General features: G+C 65.4%; 18 protein-coding genes and 1 pseudogene. 10 read left to right on the forward strand and 9 right to left on the reverse strand.

Translation table 11 applies throughout. The annotated features are described in order from the left end of the window. Positions 1–2,015: DUF2339 domain-containing protein (locus tag G3N99_RS17915; RefSeq protein WP_206123068.1), on the reverse strand; the 2,015-nt coding region annotated here is incomplete at its 3' end. A gap of 483 nt (positions 2,016–2,498) precedes the next feature. On the opposite strand from G3N99_RS17915, the pseudogene G3N99_RS17920 reads away from it, so the two are divergent. The 4 genes and pseudogenes from G3N99_RS17920 to G3N99_RS17935 all read left to right on the forward strand — a co-directional run. Next, positions 2,499–3,790, forward strand: a pseudogene (locus G3N99_RS17920) (glycine betaine/L-proline ABC transporter ATP-binding protein); the annotation flags it as partial. Next, complete coding sequence (gene choW / locus G3N99_RS17925) at positions 3,783–4,679, forward strand: choline ABC transporter permease subunit (protein WP_174936231.1); 897 nt, start codon at positions 3,783–3,785, stop codon at positions 4,677–4,679. The pseudogene G3N99_RS17920 and the gene choW, both read left to right, overlap by 8 nt. A 105-nt stretch (positions 4,680–4,784) precedes the next feature. Continuing rightward, complete coding sequence (locus tag G3N99_RS17930) at positions 4,785–5,783, forward strand: GlxA family transcriptional regulator (protein ID WP_174936232.1); 999 nt, start codon at positions 4,785–4,787, stop codon at positions 5,781–5,783. 98 nt (positions 5,784–5,881) lie between these two features. Then, a complete protein-coding gene (locus G3N99_RS17935; protein ID WP_174936234.1) occupies positions 5,882–6,829 on the forward strand; it encodes a choline ABC transporter substrate-binding protein in 948 nt (315 codons plus the stop codon). Positions 6,830–6,960: 131 nt separating this feature from the next. On the opposite strand, the gene G3N99_RS17940 is transcribed toward G3N99_RS17935, so the two are convergent. From G3N99_RS17940 to G3N99_RS17950, 4 genes are all read right to left on the reverse strand, one after another. Continuing rightward, the gene (locus G3N99_RS17940) at positions 6,961–8,379 is read right to left on the reverse strand and encodes a tetratricopeptide repeat protein (protein ID WP_206123069.1); all 1,419 of its coding nucleotides are present in this window, start codon (positions 8,377–8,379) and stop codon (positions 6,961–6,963) included. A gap of 141 nt (positions 8,380–8,520) precedes the next feature. Beyond that, entirely contained in the window at positions 8,521–9,525 is a 1,005-nt protein-coding gene (locus tag G3N99_RS17945) for a leucyl aminopeptidase (protein ID WP_206123070.1), read from the reverse strand. Between the two features lie 30 nt (positions 9,526–9,555). Next, positions 9,556–9,684 carry a hypothetical protein gene (locus tag G3N99_RS42385; protein WP_021163990.1) on the reverse strand — a complete coding sequence of 43 codons (129 nt, stop codon included), beginning with the start codon at positions 9,682–9,684 and terminating at the stop codon, positions 9,556–9,558. 339 nt (positions 9,685–10,023) lie between these two features. Next, positions 10,024–10,449, reverse strand: coding sequence for a PACE efflux transporter (locus G3N99_RS17950; protein WP_206123071.1), 426 nt, complete (start codon positions 10,447–10,449; stop codon positions 10,024–10,026). A gap of 147 nt (positions 10,450–10,596) precedes the next feature. Here G3N99_RS17950 and G3N99_RS17955 point away from each other — a divergent pair, with 147 nt between their 5' ends. Then, a complete protein-coding gene (locus tag G3N99_RS17955) occupies positions 10,597–11,520 on the forward strand; it encodes a LysR substrate-binding domain-containing protein (RefSeq protein ID WP_206123072.1) in 924 nt (307 codons plus the stop codon). 52 nt (positions 11,521–11,572) lie between these two features. Here the strand turns inward: G3N99_RS17955 and G3N99_RS17960 are convergent, their stop codons facing one another. Both G3N99_RS17960 and G3N99_RS17965 read right to left on the reverse strand, forming a co-directional pair. Beyond that, positions 11,573–12,721 carry an exo-alpha-sialidase gene (locus G3N99_RS17960; RefSeq protein WP_206123073.1) on the reverse strand — a complete coding sequence of 383 codons (1,149 nt, stop codon included), beginning with the start codon at positions 12,719–12,721 and terminating at the stop codon, positions 11,573–11,575. A 67-nt stretch (positions 12,722–12,788) separates the two neighbouring features. Continuing rightward, a complete protein-coding gene (locus tag G3N99_RS17965; RefSeq protein ID WP_206123079.1) occupies positions 12,789–13,058 on the reverse strand; it encodes a MoaD/ThiS family protein in 270 nt (89 codons plus the stop codon). 237 nt (positions 13,059–13,295) lie between these two features. Between G3N99_RS17965 and G3N99_RS17970 the strand changes: the two genes are divergently transcribed. After that, a complete protein-coding gene (locus G3N99_RS17970; RefSeq protein ID WP_206123074.1) occupies positions 13,296–13,661 on the forward strand; it encodes an ASCH domain-containing protein in 366 nt (121 codons plus the stop codon). A gap of 98 nt (positions 13,662–13,759) precedes the next feature. Here G3N99_RS17970 and G3N99_RS17975 read toward each other — a convergent pair whose 3' ends face one another. Further along, on the reverse strand, positions 13,760–14,449 hold the full coding sequence (locus G3N99_RS17975; protein WP_174936248.1) for an aspartyl/asparaginyl beta-hydroxylase domain-containing protein: 690 nt from the start codon (positions 14,447–14,449) through the stop codon (positions 13,760–13,762). Positions 14,450–14,692: 243 nt separating this feature from the next. Here G3N99_RS17975 and G3N99_RS17980 point away from each other — a divergent pair, with 243 nt between their 5' ends. Both G3N99_RS17980 and G3N99_RS17985 read left to right on the forward strand, forming a co-directional pair. After that, positions 14,693–15,037 (forward strand): DUF4148 domain-containing protein, encoded by a 345-nt coding sequence (locus tag G3N99_RS17980; protein ID WP_206123075.1) that lies wholly within the window; start codon positions 14,693–14,695, stop codon positions 15,035–15,037. A gap of 80 nt (positions 15,038–15,117) precedes the next feature. Continuing rightward, positions 15,118–15,393: a DUF4148 domain-containing protein gene (locus G3N99_RS17985; RefSeq protein ID WP_206123080.1), complete on the forward strand. Its 276-nt coding sequence runs from the start codon at positions 15,118–15,120 to the stop codon at positions 15,391–15,393. Between the two features lie 267 nt (positions 15,394–15,660). Here the strand turns inward: G3N99_RS17985 and G3N99_RS17990 are convergent, their stop codons facing one another. Further along, entirely contained in the window at positions 15,661–16,188 is a 528-nt protein-coding gene (locus tag G3N99_RS17990; RefSeq protein WP_206123076.1) for a cytochrome b, read from the reverse strand. A 189-nt stretch (positions 16,189–16,377) separates the two neighbouring features. Here G3N99_RS17990 and G3N99_RS17995 point away from each other — a divergent pair, with 189 nt between their 5' ends. Then, on the forward strand, positions 16,378–16,728 hold the full coding sequence (locus tag G3N99_RS17995; RefSeq protein WP_206123077.1) for a hypothetical protein: 351 nt from the start codon (positions 16,378–16,380) through the stop codon (positions 16,726–16,728). A 62-nt stretch (positions 16,729–16,790) separates the two neighbouring features. Beyond that, positions 16,791–17,689 (forward strand): bacteriohopanetetrol glucosamine biosynthesis glycosyltransferase HpnI (gene hpnI, locus G3N99_RS18000; RefSeq protein ID WP_206123078.1); only part of this gene is annotated, 899 nt, incomplete at its 3' end.

Below are 17,689 nucleotides of genomic sequence, written 5' to 3' on the forward strand. Positions count from 1 at the left end.
TTCAGCGCGAGCGCGGGCCATTCGGCGAGCGGCCACGCCAGCCGGCGGCGCGCGATATGCGCGAGCCACGCGGTGCCGGCCGCGAACAGCGCGGTCGTATCGACGACGAAGCGGTCGGCATGCAGGTCGACGTGACGGCTCGCGTAGACGAGGATCTCGTGCAGCCCGCCGCTCACCCACCACAGCAGCCCCCACGCAGCGGCGGCGGCGCCGATCTCGGGCATCCACGCATGCCACGCGCGCGCTTGGCCGCGCCCGTGCAGCCACCAGCCGGTGAACAGGCCGGCGAGCGCGATCAGCAGCATCGCGATATACGGGCTGTTGAGCACCGGCAGCGCGGTGGCGTCGGCCGGCCCGAGCAGGCTCGTGAAGAATGCACCGGCGGCGGCGACCTGCATCAGCAGGCCGAAGCCGAACCGCAGCATGCGCTTCTCGCGCACGCCGAGCCAGACGACGGCCGCGCCTTCGATCGCCCACGCGGCGCTGGTCGTCGGGCCGGAGAACGCGAGCGGCACGGCCAGCGTCGCGAAGATCACCGCGAGCGCGAGCGTGGATTCGAACAGCAGCGCGAGGCGGTCGCGGCGCCGCGCGAGCCACGCGGTGACCACGACGTAGAACGCCGACAGCGCGACGGCGCTCCACGCGAGCCCGAACGGCATGTCCTTCACGAGCGACGCCTGCAGTGCGGTCGCGACGATCGGCGTGCCGAACACGAGCGTGCCGTCCACGTAGTGCCGCAGCGCGAGCTCGCGCTTCACCGCATACAGCAGCGCGATGCCGACATACATCAGGAAGAACAGGATGAGGAACGGCTCGGTGCTCGCGAACAGCGCGGGGCGGTAGGCCGTCACGCCCCACGCCGAGCCGATCGTGAACGTGAACACGAAGCCGAGCAGGTTCAGCGGACGCCAGGCCTTGAACCAGGCGATCGCGAAGATGCCCGCGTTCAGCAGCGCGTAGTAGCTGAACAGCGCGACATGGTTGCCCTGGCCGGTCGACAGCAGCACCGGTGCGAGAAAGCCGCCGGCGGTGCCCATGAACGCGAGCGGCAGTGCGTTCTGCCGCACCGCGAGGAATGCGCTCAGCGCGCATACCGCGACCATCAGCGGGAACGCGGCGCCGACGGGCAGCAGCGCGTAAAGCTTGGTCGCGGCGAAGATCGTCAGGTACAGGATGCCGACACCGCCGCCCTGCAGTATGAGCCCGTACGCCGCGCGGCGCGCACGCACGCGCCAGCCGATCGCGAGCAGCGCGGCCGCGGCGAGCGCGGTGCCTGCGAGGCGGAATTCGATCGGCAGCATGTTGTTGTCGGCTGCGTACTTGAGCAGGAACGCGACACCGAAGAACAGCACGATGATCCCGACGCGCACGACCGTGTTGCCGCCGAGCAGCCAGTCGCGTGCGGCGCGGAATGCGCGCTCGACGAGGTCGGGTTCGCGCGGTTTGGGCGGCGCGGGCGGAACCGACGGTGCGGGCGCCGGCGCGGCAGGCGTTTCGCTCGCGCGGATCGTGGCGGCCGGTGTCGGTGCCGGCGTGGCGGCGTGAACAGATGCGGGAGCCGGTGCCGAGGCGGACGCCGGTGCGTCTGCGCGTGCAGCGGCCGGCTGGGCAGGCGCGCGCGGCGGCAGGGCGGTCGAAGGCGGGACGGGTGCGGATGGGGTGCCAGAGGCAGTGACGGTGGGCGCGTGCACGGTCGCGTCCGTCGTGGCCGAGCCGGCCTTCGCGCCGGCCAGCTGGCCGCGCAACGACGCTACTTCGCGCGTCAGCGTCTCGACGGTCGCTTCGAGGCGCGCGACGCGCTCGGCCAGCGGAACCGGCGGCTGGGCGGGCGGCGCCTGCATCGCGACCGTGTCCGGTGTTGCGCCCTTGGCTTTGCGCTTGCGCTGTTGCAGCGTGTTGTCGAGGCAGAACCCGATCGCGGCGCCGAGCACTGCGCCGGTGATGGCGGAGAAATCCCCGATCAATGCGGCAATCCCGCCCACGATGAAGCCGATTGCGGTAAAAGCCCAGTTCATCTCGCCTTGCTCCCTCTCTCGTATCGTTATCGGCCTGCGATCGGATGTTTGCCGATCGAGGCGGTATCGGCATGGCCGGCAGGCGAACCGGCATGCGCTGCTGACCACGGTGGCCGCCATGGCGGCCTGCGTCGCGATCAGCCTGTTGGCGGGGAATGTATCACAGCGGCTGTCGCGGATTTTCCGGGTTGGCGCGGTATCGCGGCGTGCACCGTCCGGTGTCGCCGCGCGGCTTTTTGCACGGTCATGCTTTTTACTGGTGGATGCGCTGCGCTTTCGTCTGAGCAGAGCGACGCGTGATCGGACGTGAAATTGTCGTAAAGCGACGCGTGCCCGATGCGAATTGGCGCAAAGCGCGGCGCGAAATGCGCTGCGCTGCTGCGCACAAGTCCGGCGCGCGATGGCCGCCGTTGTTGGCCGTGCGCGTATTGCGCCGCCGCAATCGGGTGCCGCCGCGTGCCGCGGCCCGCCCGGCGGGGCTGGAGGCCGTGTCGTATTTGCGCAAGCGTTTGTCGTAATTCGTCGGCAGGTCGGGGTTTTTTCTGGCAACTATGTAGGCACGCTATGACAAGCGCGAGTCCCCGCTACACGAGGAGAAGGTTTCGATGGATGCCCCCAAGGTCGTGGTCGAAGGTCTGTGCAAGGTGTTTGGAAGCAACCCGCAGCAGGCGCTCGACATGCTCGCCGCCGGCGCGACGAAAGACGATGTGCTCAAGCGCACCGGTCAGGTCGTCGGCGTGCACAACGTCTCCTTCGATGTGCAGGAAGGCGAAATTTTCGTGCTGATGGGCCTGTCCGGCTCCGGCAAGTCGACGCTGATCCGCCTCGTGAACCGGCTGGTCGATCCAAGCGCCGGCAAGGTGATGATCGACGGGCTCGACGTCGCGTCGGCGCGCCGCTCGGCGCTGACCGCGCTGCGCCGCAAGGACATGAGCATGGTGTTCCAGTCGTTCGCGCTGATGCCGCATCGCTCCGTGGTGTCGAACGCCGCATTCGGCCTCGAAGTCGCGGGTGTCAGCAAGAAGGAACGCGAGCGCCGCGCGATGGAAGTGCTCGAGCAGGTCGGTCTCGCACCGTTCTCGCAGAAGCTGCCGTCCGAGCTGTCGGGCGGGATGCAGCAGCGCGTCGGCCTCGCCCGCGCGCTGGCCGTGAACCCGTCGCTGATGATCATGGACGAGGCGTTCTCCGCACTCGATCCGCTCAAGCGTCGCGAAATGCAGGATGTGCTGCTGCAACTGCAGAAGGAGCAGCGCCGCACGATCATGTTCGTGTCGCACGATCTGGAAGAGGCGCTGCGCATCGGCAACCGCATCGCGATCATGGAAGGCGGCCGGCTCGTGCAGGTCGGTACGCCGCAGGACATCATCGCGAACCCGGCCGACGATTACGTGCGCGCGTTCTTCGACGGCATCGACACCAGCCGCTACCTGACGGCTGGCGACCTGATGCAGACGGGCGCCGTGCCGATCGTATCGAAGTGCGATGCCGCGAACGTCGCGGCGACGCTGAACGGCAGTGCCGACTATGCATTCGTGCTCGATGCGCAACGCAAGATCCGCGGCTTCGTCACGCGCGATGCGATCGGTCAGGCGACGCCGTCCGTGAGCCCGATCGAATCCATCCGCCGCGATGCGTCGCTCGAACATGTCGTCGCGCGTGTGGTCGCGAGCCCGAATGCACTGCCGGTCGTCGACGACGACGGCTGCTACTGCGGCTCGGTCGATCGTGCGCTCATCCTGAAGGCCATCACGCGTTCGCGAGGTTCCCATGTCTGAAATGATTCCGCTCGGTACCTGGGTCGACCAGTCCGTTCACTACCTGCTCGACCACGACGCCAAGACGTTCGACACGATCGGCCAGGCGATCGAGGGGCTCGCGGCATTCGTCGAGCACGGCCTGCAGGCGATCCCGATGTGGATGATGATGGCCATCTTCATCGGCGTCGGGCTGTGGCGGGTGGGCTGGCGTTTCGCGCTGTTCACCACCGCGTCGCTGCTGCTGATCTTCGCGACGGGCTTCTGGGACCAGACGGTCATCACGCTCGGCCTCACGCTGTCGTCGACGATCATCAGCCTCGTGCTCGGCATCCCGCTCGGCATCTGGGCCGCGAAGAGCAAGTGGGTCGCCGCGATCGTGCGCCCGATCCTCGACCTGATGCAGACGATGCCCGCGTTCGTCTACCTGATTCCGGCTGCGATGCTGTTCGGTCTCGGCCGCGTGCCGGGGATCCTGTCGACGGTGATCTTCGCGATGCCGCCTGCGGTGCGCCTGACGAGCCTCGGTATCCGCCACGTGAACCGCGAGATCGTCGAAGCCGGCCAGGCCTTCGGCTGCACGCCGTGGCAGCTGCTGTACAAGGTGCAGTTCCCGAATGCGCTGCCGTCGATCATGCAGGGCGTGAACCAGACGATCATGATGGCGCTGTCGATGGTGATCATTGCGTCGATGGTCGGCGCGGGCGGCCTCGGCAACGACGTGCTCGCCAGTATCCAGCGCCTCGACATCGGCCTCGGTTTCGAAAGCGGCTTGTCGGTCGTGCTGCTCGCGATCATTCTCGACCGCATCACCGAAAGCTTCGGCCGTGCGCCGGGCACCGTGAAGGCGCCGCTGTTCTCGGGCCTCAAGCAGCTGTTTCGCATGAAGGCCGCACCCGCACAGGCCTGACCTCCGGCGGCCGGAACCCCCGGCCGCTCACCCAGAATGAATAACGGCTTCCGCGGCTAGCGCCGCGGGGCTGGCCCCCTGCAACCTCCTCGCCAGGAGACCGATGTGACGTCCGCCGTCGCTGTCGCGCCCGCCGCCTGCGTTTCACCGGTTTCGTCCCTCGCCCATTTCGGCTTCCTGACGCTGCCGAACTTCTCGATGATTGCGTTTTCGAGCGCGGTCGAAGTGCTTCGGATGGCGAACTACGTCGGTCGCGCCGACCACTACCAGTGGTCGATCTACTCGCTCGACGGCAGTCCGGTGCACGCCAGCAACGGCATCGCGGTACGGCCTACGCAGGCGCTCGACTACACGAACCTGCCCGACGTGATGATCGTATGCGGCGGCATCCGCATCCGCGACGTGGTCGACGAGGGCGCACGCGATACGCTTGCGTCGCTCGCCGAACGTGGTCTGCCGCTCGGCGGCATCTGCACGGGCGCGTATGCGCTGATGTCGAGCGGGCTGCTCGACGGCTATCGCTGCACCGTGCACTGGGAGAACCTGTCCGCGCTGCATTCCGAATTTCCGCAGGTCGGTTTCGCCGACGAGCTGTTCGTCGTCGACCGCGACCGGCTGACCTGCACCGGCGGCACCGCGCCGCTCGACCTGATGCTGAACCTCGTCGGGATGCGGTTCGGCCAGCAGCTGGCCGCGCAGGTGTCCGAGCAGTTCATCCTCGAGCGCATCCGCAGCTCGACCGATACGCAGCCGATTCCGGTCGATGCACGCGTCGGCTTCTCGCGCGCGGAGCTGATCGAGGTCGTGCGGCTGATGGAGGCGAACATCGAGGAGCCGCTGTCGCTCGAGGAGCTCGCGCGGCTCGTGCGGCTGTCGCAGCGGCATCTGCAGCGCATGTTCAAGGTGTACCTGAACGTGTCGCCGACCCACTATTACCTGACGCTGCGCCTGAAGCGCGCGCGTGACCTGCTGCGCACGACCGACGCGTCGATCGCACGCGTGACGACGGTCTGCGGTTTTCATTCGCCCTGCCATTTCAGCAAGGCCTACCGTGCGCAGTTCGGCCACGCGCCGAGCTACGAGCGCCGGTTGCCGGGGCGCTGACCGAACCTATGGTCCGCGACGCCGCCGGGATCGCGGCGCGCGGCTTCAATAAACGATCCCGCATTCAAGCAAACGACATCACTTTGAGGAGAAGCAAGATGAAGCGCCTATTGATCGCAGCGGTGTGCGGGATCGGGATAACCGCGCCGATGTCGGCCGTGTATGCGGCCGACCCGCCCGTGTGCAAGAACGTGCGCTTCGCGGACGTCGGCTGGTCCGACATCGCGGCGACCACGGGCCTCGCGTCGACGATGCTGCAGGGGCTCGGCTACAGCCCGACGAAGACGATCGCCTCGGTGCCGATCACGTTCGCCGGCATCAAGAGCAAGCAGATCGACGTGTTCCTCGGCTACTGGTCGCCGACGATGGACCCGATCATCCAGCCGTTCACGAAGGCCGGCCAGATCAAGGTGCTGTCGACGCCGAACCTGACCGGTGCGAAATACACGCTCGCGGTGCCCGACTACGTGTACCAGGGCGGCCTGAAGTCGTTCGCGGATATTCAAAAGTACGCGGACAAGCTGAACGGCAAGATCTACGGGATCGAACCGGGCAACGACGGCAACCTGCTGATCAAGAAGATGATCGACGGCAACCAGTTCGGCCTCGGCAAGTTCAAGATGGTCGAGTCGAGCGAGGCCGGGATGCTGGTCGAGGTGAATCGCGCGATCCGCGACAAGCAGTGGATCGTGTTCCTGGGCTGGGAACCGCATCCGATGAACGTGCAGATGAAGATTGACTACCTGACCGGCGGCGACGACGTGTTCGGCCCGAACTACGGCGAAGCGAAGGTGCTGACGGCGACGCCGCCCGACTACTCGCAGCGCTGCCCGAACGTCGCGAAGTTCGTGTCGAACCTGCAGTTCACGACGTCGATCGAGAACCACGTGATGATGCCGATCATGAACAAGGAAGATCCGAACAAGGCGGCGGCCGAGTGGCTGAAGGCGAACCCGCAGGCGCTCGACAAGTGGCTCGCGGGCGTGACGACGCTTGACGGCAAGCCGGGCCTGCCGGCGGTGAAGGCTTATCTCGGCGTACATTGAACGACGTGATTGAGTGATCGTCGGGTCTGCACGCGACTTGACGGACTGGCGCCCCCTCCGTCTCGGGAAGATCCCGGGATGCAGGGGGCGTCGGCGTGTTTGCTCGGCCTGTTCGGACGGAACGGTTCGAGTCAGGCAACGGCATGCATGAGCCACGCCTGGATGCTTCGAACCACATCGCTCCAGTCACCTTCCCGGGTTTGCCGCAAAGCGGTCGCCTGCCTGATCCACGGGCTCGTGCTTCCCTCGACCCCCCAACGCCAATCGCCACAGGTGTGGGTCGGTACACAGGTCCGCATGCCCATCATGGCCGCCAGATTGGCGACGCCTGAATCGACCGCGACCACGGCGTCCAGTTGAGCCATGCATGCCGCCGTGTCGCCAAAATCCCGGATCACAGGCTGGTAGTGACTGACATTGCCGGCCGGCGTGCCTGCGAGCGCCGCGGCAGCGGGATGATGCAGATTCACGAAATGCAGGCATTCCGCCATGGCAGGGTGCTCCACGATCTCGTTGATCGCATCGAGCGGCAGGCTGCGGCGGCTGGCCCAGCATCTGACGATGGCGCCTTTTTCGGGCCAGTGTCGTTGAACGCAATCCCAAAACAGTCCGATCAGCTGCTTCCCCGGATGCTTGTCGCGTAGTTGCGCGGCCCATTCGGCAGCGATCCGCTGCTTCTGCGGCGGCACCTGGATATAGGGCGCGAACCATGGGTCCGGCACGCGCGTTTGCCGGGCTTTCAGCATGGGCAAATGGAGCAGTGATGCATGCAGGTCCGGCGCGAACCCGTCGGCCAATGATTGCAGTTCACGGGGCAATGGCGCATGAAACCGCAGCGGATTGGGTGCGGCGACGACCTCGCAATGCGGCAGTGACGCCTGCATCAGCGCATGGTTCTGCGGATGGCAGGTGAGCATGACGTGCGCGCCTGCAGCCAGCCAATCGGGCACGCAGGCGGCCAGGAGAAAGTTGTCGCCGAATCCGTGTTCATGCGTGATCAGGACACGCTTGCCGCGTACATCCGATTCACCGTCCCAGGTCGGGATGTCGATCGGGCGGTAGTTGGCGGACAGGCGGGGAACGTCATTGCGCATTCGCCAATAGGCGAAGCCGCGCAGGTCGCCGGCCTTGAGCATTGCCTCGCCCATCGCGAATCCGATCGATGCGGTCATCTCGGCATGGCCGGATTCGGCCATTCGAAAGGCTTCGTCGAGCAACTGGATGGCCTGCGCGAGATCGCCGGCCATCATCAGGCTCATGCCCAGTCGCAAGCGGTAGAGTTCGGGGCGCTTATGCCGCGACGGATCGCGTTTCCATGTATCGGCGGCTTCGACATACCGGCCCAGCAGGTAGAGCGCATCGGCACGTCGTGCCATGAAAACGGCGTCGTGCGGATCGAGCGCCAGCGCGCGGTCGGCCCAGGGAAGCATGTCCTCCTCGCGCCTGAGCGCAGTCAGCAATTCGCAGATGCGATGCAGAAGCGCGGGATCATGCGAAGCGCCTGCGTATTGCGTCTGCGCGACATGCAGTTGCTGTTCGAGGTCGACCATGACGATTCGGCTCTGGTGTGCGCGGCCACCTTGCGGGGCAGGCGTAACGTGAACCTGCGCGGGCAGGATGCAGAGGGTGGAAATCGCGAGGCCGGCACCTTGTCGGTGCTTCGATGCCGGCCGTGCCGTCGAAGGCGCGCGCTATACGTGGAATGCGCCGTCGAAGATGACGGTGTCGTCGAACCGAATCGTTCCGGACGAAAACACCAGGTCCAGATGATGGCTGCCACGTTCACCGCCGCCGAGGCCGAGGTGCAGCCCGGGATGGCGTTCTTCGAAACTCGCATTGCGTCCGTGCAGCCGGACGTTCAGGTTCGTACCAATCCCGAACTCTTCGACGATCCGGTTTCCCGCGCATTTATCCAGATATAACTTGATGTCGTCCTCGAGCTGTCGGTTGGCCGATTCGACGCTGACTACCCGGCCCCGTTCGATCCCGATGTGCAATATCGGGTCGATGACACCGTACTTGATGGCAAAGGGCACCGTGCTCAAGAAGGTGCCGCCGAATACGACGTTGCCGGTCAGGTCGGGCACCCGGGTCGCCACTTCGCCTGGCATCAGGTCATAGTGGTTGCGGCCATCCAGGCTTTTCCAGGTCTGATCGAGCGTTCCGTGCAGCGAGCCGCCCAAGCCATCGTGAAATTGCACGCGTCGAGCGCGTTGCGCTGCCGCAATGATGCGTTCGTTGCGCGCGGCAATGTCGTCGATGCTCTCGGAAAAGGCCTCTTTGAAGAATTCACCGTACTCGCGGAGTAATACCGATTTCTTCCAGTGCTCGGCCATTTTCGGCTTGAGGGGCGGGATGAATGACGGCCCATGCGGATTGATGTCGGAACGTATCGACGAGTCGTACATGAAGATGAACATGTCACATCGGTCGATTTCCCGGATGACCTGCTCGTGATTTTCCGTGTCGAGCTCGACGTAGGTGAATGAATATTCCAGTTTTTCCGGGCAATGCCGAATGATTGATTGCGCGGTATCTTTCTGGCTTTTGTCCGAGCCGACCAGGATATTGGCGCCGGGCGCGTTTCTCTGCATCATGGCTGGATGTCCGCGGACGCACGAAAAGAAATTTTCGACACTTTTTTCCATCACACTCTCCGGGATATCCAGGTTCTGGATCAAAAAATGGCGGATCATTGCGATCCGCCATCATCCGAGGCTGACCGCTTATGCCCACAGAGCGGTTGCGAATGGAATGACTGCGCTGTCTTTCATCATCTCGACCCAATCTTCATGCTGGTCTTCCTGCATCCATTCGATCAGCGGGAGATCCTGCTTTTCCTGATTTTCGTTCATGATGATTTCCTTGTTGAGGAATTGAACTGCGAACATCGCAAATCGCTCTCGAAGCTTCGAGAGCGGATTTAGCGATTGAGTCGGCGCGTGCGGTTGCGCTGATTATATGGGGTGGGTGCAGGTGATTATCTTGTGTTAATCGTCAACCTACATTAGCAGTCGAATTTGCGAGGCTGCAATGTAACGTAAACCCTATGGTTGATTTTAACTTTGTGAAGGTAATGGGTTATGAAAGTTTGGCGTAGAAATAATAAATTTTTAATTGGTTTTGAAATCGAAATAAACGCATCGATTGATGTCATTCCCGGCTATCCGATTTCACCGGGTGATGCGCTCGGCTCATTGCTCCTTCGTCGCTGCCGGCACGTCGAACACGCGATCGAACGCCCACTGGAATACGAACGCGTAGCAGAAGAAGAACGCGAACAGCCCGATGTCGACGACGAACGCGTCGAGCCACGAGATGTCGAGCCACCACGCCACGACGGGCACCAGGATGAAGATCAGCCCGCCTTCGAAGCCGGTCGCGTGCAGGATCCGCCGCCCGAGCGTGCGTGTCGGCTGGCGGCGCGATGCTTCCCAGCGCTCGAACAGCGCGTTGAAGATCATGTTCCACAGCAGCGCGATCGCCGACATCGTCGCCGACAGCGCGCCCGAATAGACGAGGTCCTGCTGGAAGATCGCCGCGATCGCGGGCGAGATGCAGGAAATCGCGATCGCTTCGTAGAGCACCGCCTGCGTGATCCTGCGCGGTAGGCCTTGCACGTTGTTTCTCCGGTTCGACGCCATGCGCCGCGGCACCGTGCCGCGACGTCCCGCAAGGCTATCCGCGTTGCATGCCCGCTTCAATTCACCTAATCTCACCCCGATTCAATTGAATTCAACCCGGCCCGATCCGGCCCGCGAGGCCCCGTGTTCTCGAAAATTCCCCTGACTGCATTGCGTGTATTCGAGTCGTCGGCACGGCTTGGCGCGTTCAAGGCTGCCGCGGACGAACTGTCCGTGACGCCGGCCGCCGTGTCGCACCAGATCAAGTCGCTCGAAAGCCGGCTCGGTGTGCTGCTGTTCGAGCGTGGTGCGAGCGGCGTGCGGCTCACGGAAGAAGGCGAACGCCTGTTTCGCGCGAGTCACGATGCACTGCTCGCATTGAGCCGCGGGCTCGACGCGGTGCGGCCCGAAACGACCAGCGAGCGCACGCTCGTGCTGACCACCACGCCCGCGTTTGCCGCGATGTGGCTGATTCCGCGTCTCGGCCGGTTTCGCCGCATCGATCCGCAACTGCACATCAAGGTCGAAACCGGCAATACGCTCGCGGATCTTGAACGCGATGCGCGGATCGATCTCGCGATTCGCGCGACGTCGCGCACGTTTCCGGCGCTGCACGAGATTGCGCTGATCGACGAGTATTTCGGCGCGTATGCGGCCGCCGGGTTCGATGCGCATCGCACGGATGCGCCGCTCGACCTGATCGAGACCGTGTGGGATACGCCGCTGCCGGTGTCGGTCGACTGGGCGTCGTGGTGTCGCGCGGCCGGCCGCGAAGCGTGGCTCGAGCGCGCGGTGTTTCGTCATTACGACGACGAGCATTACGCGCTGCAGGCGGTGCTGCACGGGCAGGGCATCGCGCTGCTCAGCTCGGTGCTGGCGGCCGAGCATGTCGCGCACGGGGCGTTGACGCCGATCGAGCCGTCGGTGCGGATCGAGGGCGCGCGTTTCGTCGCGCTGTGCCGGCCCGGGCGGGAGCGCGAGCCGCAGGTCAGGTCGTTTCTCGACTGGATCGAGGCGGAGATTGCGCAGACGCGGGTGGCGGTGGCGCGGATGGACGGAGAGCGTTGAATGGCGAAGCGGGCTGTGCAGACGGGATGCGAACCGGCCCGCTCATCAACCTTCACCCGAACGTGACGCAATAAACCGGCGGCAAATGCGCAGACACCAACTGCCAGTTTTCCCCGCCATCGTCGGACGTCCATAACCCGCCGGTCGTCGACGCCATCGCGAGGCGCGTGCCGGTGTCATCGATCGCCAGCCCGTGCCGATACACGAGATCGTACGCCGGCGCACTCGGCAACCCGTTCGTGAATTGCTCGAAACTGCGCCCGCCGTCGCGCGTGCGCGTGACGACGAATCGTCCGTTCACCGGAATCCGGCACGCGTCCTTCACGGCCGGCACGAACCACGCGGTGTCCGGTTCGTGCGGGTGCACGGCCACCGCGAAGCCGAAGCTCGAAGGTTGCGCCTCGATCCGCCGCCAGTGTTCGGCGCCGTCGGTCGAGCGGAAGATCGCGCAGTGATGCTGCGTCCACAGCACGTCCGGGTTGGCCGCGCACTGCACGACGCGGTGCGGGTCCTGCATGTTCGGTTCGCCGCGCCGCTCGGGCGGCATGTAGTCGGCTTCCATGCCGTCGGCAGTCACACGCCACGTCGTGCCGCCGTCAGCGGTCTGCCAGACGCCGCCGCACGAGATGCCGACCGTCACGTGCCGGCTGTCGCGCGGATCGACCATCACCGAATGGATGCCCGGCGCATCGTATCCGCCGCCGCCCCATTCGGCGCGCTCCGGGCGATCCCACAATGCCCGGTTGAGCCCCCACGAACTGCCGCCGTCGTCGGAGCGGAACAGCCCGCCGGGAATCGTGCCGGCCCACAGCACGCCCGGCTCGTCGGCGCCGCCTGCTTCGAGCGACCAGATCTGCTGGAGCGTCCACGGCGGCTGCGGCGGGCCGGGGGGCGCGTCGTCGGCGTCGGCGGTGCCGGCATTCATGCCGGCGCTGGCGGGTAGGGCGTCGGCGGGTTGCGGCGGATAGACGGGCACCGCGCATTCTTCCCAGTCGGCGGCGCCGGCGCGCTGGCGGTGCAGCTTGACGCCGAAATGGCCGAGGTTCAGCGCGGCATACAGCGTGCCGTCGCGCGGGTCGGCGAGCGCCATGCTGACCGGCTCGCCGGCGAAGTGCGGCTCACCGAGCGTCCAGCCGCCGTGGCGGTCGGTCTGCAGGACGAACAGGCCCTTGCGGGTGGCGACGAGCAGTCGATCGTTCATGTGCGATGTCTCCTGTTGGCCCGACCTGACGCTTGGGTGCGCGGTCGGTGCTTGTGCATACGTCCCCTTATCCGCCCGTCAGCGCCTGCACGACATAGACCCGGCTGGCGTCGCAGAGCACGTCGGACAGATGTTGCCGGTCGCGTATCGGATGGCCGTCGATGAATACCGACAGGTGTTTGCGCAGCGCACCCTGGTCGTCGAGGATGTAGCCGCGCAGCCGCGGCTGCTCGCTGAAAACGGTGTCGAATGCTTCGCCGACCGAGTGGGCGTCGATGTCGCGCTCGGGCGTTTCGATATGCCGCTGGATCGAGGCGGCGAAGAAGAGGTGCGCCATGGCGGTGGCTGGCAGGAGCCGCGCGGAGGGGACGGTCTGTAGTTTAGGCGATTCGTCAGGGGCGGAACGCCGGCATCGCGTAGTCGCGGTGCGCCGGCGGGTCCGATCCGGCCCGGTCGACACGTTCTGGCGAATCGGCAACAATCCTGCCCGAACCGTCATCGCATGCCGCATTCGGCGCGCCGCGCCGATCGACGGTCGCCCGCTCTCCACTTGCCGATGAAGGAAATACTTGCCATGCCGCGATCCGCGCTGTCGATCGTCAAACCCGCCGTCGACGATATCGTCGCGGGCCGGAAGCAGGTCGAAATCCGGTCGTGGGCGCCGCCGGCCATCCCGTTGCGTGATCTCGTGCTGGTGCAGAACACGATCTTCCTGCGACAGGACGGGCAGGAGGACCCTGACGGCATCGCGCTCGCGTGGGTTGACGTCGTGGGCGTACACGACTGGACGCCTGATGAAGCCCGCGCGCAAGGCAAGCAATGGTGTGCCGGATACGTGTGCTGGGAACTGACGAATGTGCGGGCGATCGACCCGCCTTTCCGGTGTGTCGCCAGACGCGGCATCTACGCGCTGGACGACGAATCCGGCAAGGTGTCCTGATGATTGCGTCCGCATCCTGAGTGCGTTGAGCGCCTTCCCGACACAAGGGCGGGCATTCGCGCAACGATGGGTCACCCGGCGCATGCCGGCCACGCGCGTTAAACCGGAATCGATCGCCCGCGCATCCGGATCCCGAGCCGCACGACGCCGATCACCGCATTCGACAGCCACGTGAGCAGGCGCGGCATCCCGCGCCGGCGGATATCGAGCAGCAGCACGATCCGCACGGCGTCGCTGTCGTTCCACACCTCGTGCATGAACGTGTCGTCCCACAGCAGGAAACGTCCTTCCTCGAGCCGGTATTCGCGGCCGTCGACCTTCAGTACGGCGGCCGGCGTGCCGTCCGCGCGCTTCGGCATCGACAGCACGAGATAGCCGCGCAGGATGCCGCGAAACGGCCCGCGATGCGGTGGAATGTGCTTGCCGGGCGCGAGGAACGACAGCGATGCGGACAGCACGTCCGGCGATGCCGCGACGATCGATGCAACGGTCGGGCAGCGTGACAGGTTGCGCGGAAACGGCTGGCCGTACGCCTGCATGATGAACATCCGCCAGTCGCGTGCGTCGTTGGCCGAGATGTCGTACTGCTCGCGCATGATCTCGTGAAAACGCGGGATGCGCGGCATGTCGCGCGCCACGGCGAATGCCTCGGCCTGGATGTCGGTCCACGCACGGACGAAACGCTCGGCGTCGGGAAACACGGCTGTATCGAGCACCGCGCCGCCGTCGATATGGCGGTCGTACAGCGTGCGCAGCAGGCCGGCTGCATAGTCGTAAGCGACGGACATGATCGATCGAAGGGCGATCCGTAAGGGGTGACATCAGTCTGCCCGAAGCGCGGCGGGCGCTGCGTTACGTCAGGTTACGCCGGCTGACGAAAGAATGACAGTTTCATGAACGTCCGTGCCAGGCGCTCCCGGCGCCGGAGAAGCCGCGTGATTCGCGCTGTGCGACGCGCGGGAATAAACGCACGCGCTCCGTCGTCATACGGGTGTAGCACGTCGTCTCGATGACTTCTCAAGGAGTGGAACATGAACACGCATTGGCTGGTGGCCGCCGCGGTGGCGGCGATTTCTCTCGCGGGTATCGCGACGCAAGCGTCGGCCCAGGAACTGACGCGCGCGCAGGTCAGGCAGGAACTGATCGACGCCGAAAACAACGGGCTGCGCTTCGTGACCGATACGTCGTATCCGGACGTGAGCCCGCTGTTCCAGCGGCAGGCCGAACAGATGCCGGAGCATCAGGCCAGCACGGCGGTCGGCAGCAATCCGGCCGCGTCATCCGAAGCGGGCAAGCCGGCGACGATGTCGCCGCGCCAGGGTTCGGCCGCATGCGTCGGCCCTGCGAGCTTCTGCACGATCTATTTCGGAAGCTGACGCAGCCGCCTGCATTTGCAGGTCAGGCATCCAGGGCATTCAACAAGGTTGATCGTTACGGAACATTGAAGGAGTTCATGATGAAAACATATATCGCAGTACTGATGATGATCGGTGCGATCGTCGGTCAGTCGGCCTTCGCGCAATCGGCTGCGCCGCTGACGCGCGCACAGGTTCGCGACGAATTGGTCCGCCTGGAAGCAGCCGGGTACGACCCGGCAAAGGGAGACGAAGGCGAATATCCGGCGGACATCCAGGCGGCGGAAGCGATGCTTGCCGAGCAGGACCGGGCCCGGATGGCGGCGGCCGCCGCGCACGCACCGGCCTCCGGTATGCCGGCGCAGACCAGCAACTAGGTGTCGATATGGTCCTGTGCGACTTCAGGCCGTCGTGTTCGCGGCACGGCAGTCCGGCAGCCCTTCGTGACGCTCGACGCGGCAGAAGGGCGCCGGCTGCGATGCCCGTCATCGCGCGTCGCTTCGCGCGGCGGCGCGATCATCTCGCCAGCCGCGCACGATGGGTCGGCAGGCTGATCGCGCGCTGAACCGGAACGACGGCGGTATCGGCCTCGGCGGAAAGCGGATGCCTGCGTGCGATCGCGTGCCCTGCCGCCCGCGTCGCGATCACCAGGGCATCATGCGCTGCACGACCTGATCGCGCAGCACGAAGCGGTGCGCCAGCGCGGCTGCGACGTGCAGGCCAATGCCGACGAACAGTGCCCAGGCGAGGATGCCGTGCACATCGCCCATCGCGTGACCGAATCCGGAGCCAGCCGCCGACAGCGCGGGCAACGGCACGATCCCGAACAGCGTTACGCTCCATGCGCGCGACGACGCGTTGATCCAGCCGAGCAGGGGGACTGCGATCAGCAGCACGTAGAGCGCCAAATGCGTTGCACCCGACAGCGCGCGCATCGCGGGCGGCAGGTCACTCGCGGGCGGACGATGCGTTACGCGCCACAGCACGCGGCACGCCATCGCCGCGAGCAGCGCGGTGCCCACGAGGAGGTGCGCGGCGATCAGGCCGATGGGCTGCGTATCGCGATGCACGTCGGGCATCGTCCAGCCGATCGCATATTGCGCGACGATCAGCGCGACGATCAGCCAGTGCAGCCAGCGCGCAACGGTGTCATATCGGGCGGGCGTGGACATGAAGACTCCTGCGGACGACGGGGACGATATCGGTCGGGTGGATTCTACGGTCGCTTTCTTAACGAAACGTTAAGCAGGCGTCGCCACAATCGTTCTCCGCCGGACTTTCGCTGTTCCTGATCCTGACCCACGCGACCTTTCGAATCTTTCGGATCCGTATCGGTCGTCCGCACGGGAGACTCTTTCACCATGGCACCTTCGACGAGCGAGCGATGGCGCGCCTACCTGCAGATCGCCGCGCTGGCGGGCATGTTCATTCAGTGTTTCGTGCTGGTGTCGTTGCTTGCCTGGCGCGTACCCGAAACATTTTTCACCACGATGACGTTTCGTATCTGGGTCGTCATCGCGGTCGCCACTGCAATCCTTTCGGCCCGCAAGCTTGCCGACGTCGCGTTCCGGGCCGCGGTTGCATGCGGCTACGTGCGCGTGACAGGAATCGATTGCCGCACGGTAGTTGTGTCATCTGAATGCGCGTATCGTCGCTTGGTCGTCCTTCACATCCGGCTCCACGGGAATCGATACGGCGGCGCGTACGGGTGAATCCGCGTGCGCGCGGCGGCTCCCGGGTGTCGTGGTCGTACGGGTCACCACTGGGGAGAAGCATGGTTTTGCTGCATGTGCTGCGCGCGCTGGCCGGGGCAATGTCGATCGTCTGCGGGCTGGGCGTGTTACTGGGCATTGCATACACGCTCACGGCCAGCGTGCTGGTCGGCCGGTTCTTTTCCCGGGCGGCGGCCGAGCCGCGCGATTATCCGGGCGTTACCGTCGCGAAGCCGCTGCATGGCGACGAGTGGCAACTCGTACAGCATCTCGAAAGCTTCTTCGTGCAGAATTATCCGGGGCCGGTCCAGCACCTGTTCGGCGTGCACGATGCGAACGACAAGGCCCTCGCGGCCGTCGAGGCGCTGCGCGCGCGTTACCCTGACGCGAACATCAAGGTCGTCGCCGATGCGCGGCTATACGGGCCGAATCGCAAGATCGCCAATCTCGTGAACATGCTCGAACACGCGGAGTATTCGGTGCTCTGTCTCGCCGACAGCGACGTGCTGGTCGAGCGCGATTATTTGCGCGCCGTCGTCGGCGCGCTGCAGCAGCCGGATGTCGGCATCGTGACGAGCGTGTATCGCGGCATCGCATCGCCGGGCTTCTGGCCCGGTGTCGCCGTTGCGATGACGAACTACCATTTCCTGCCGGGCGTCATTACCGGGCTTTTCATCGGGCGCGCGCGGCCATGCTTTGGCCAGACGATTGCGATCACGCGCGCGACGCTCGAACGCATCGGCGGGCTCACGCGTTTCGCGCATCACCTGGCCGAGGATCATGCGCTGGGCGAAGCGGTGCGGCAGGTAGGTGCGCAGGTCGTCATTCCGCCGTTCGTCGTCGGGCATGCATGTGTGGAAGAGACGTTCGCGAAGCTGTACGCACACGAATTGCGCTGGAGCTGCACGATTCGCGCGGCGGACCGGCTCGGTCACGCCGGCTCGGTGCTGATGCACCCGGT

The sequence above is a fragment of the Burkholderia sp. Ac-20392 genome (assembly GCF_017104585.1).
Classification (GTDB): Bacteria; Pseudomonadota; Gammaproteobacteria; order Burkholderiales; family Burkholderiaceae; genus Burkholderia; species Burkholderia lata.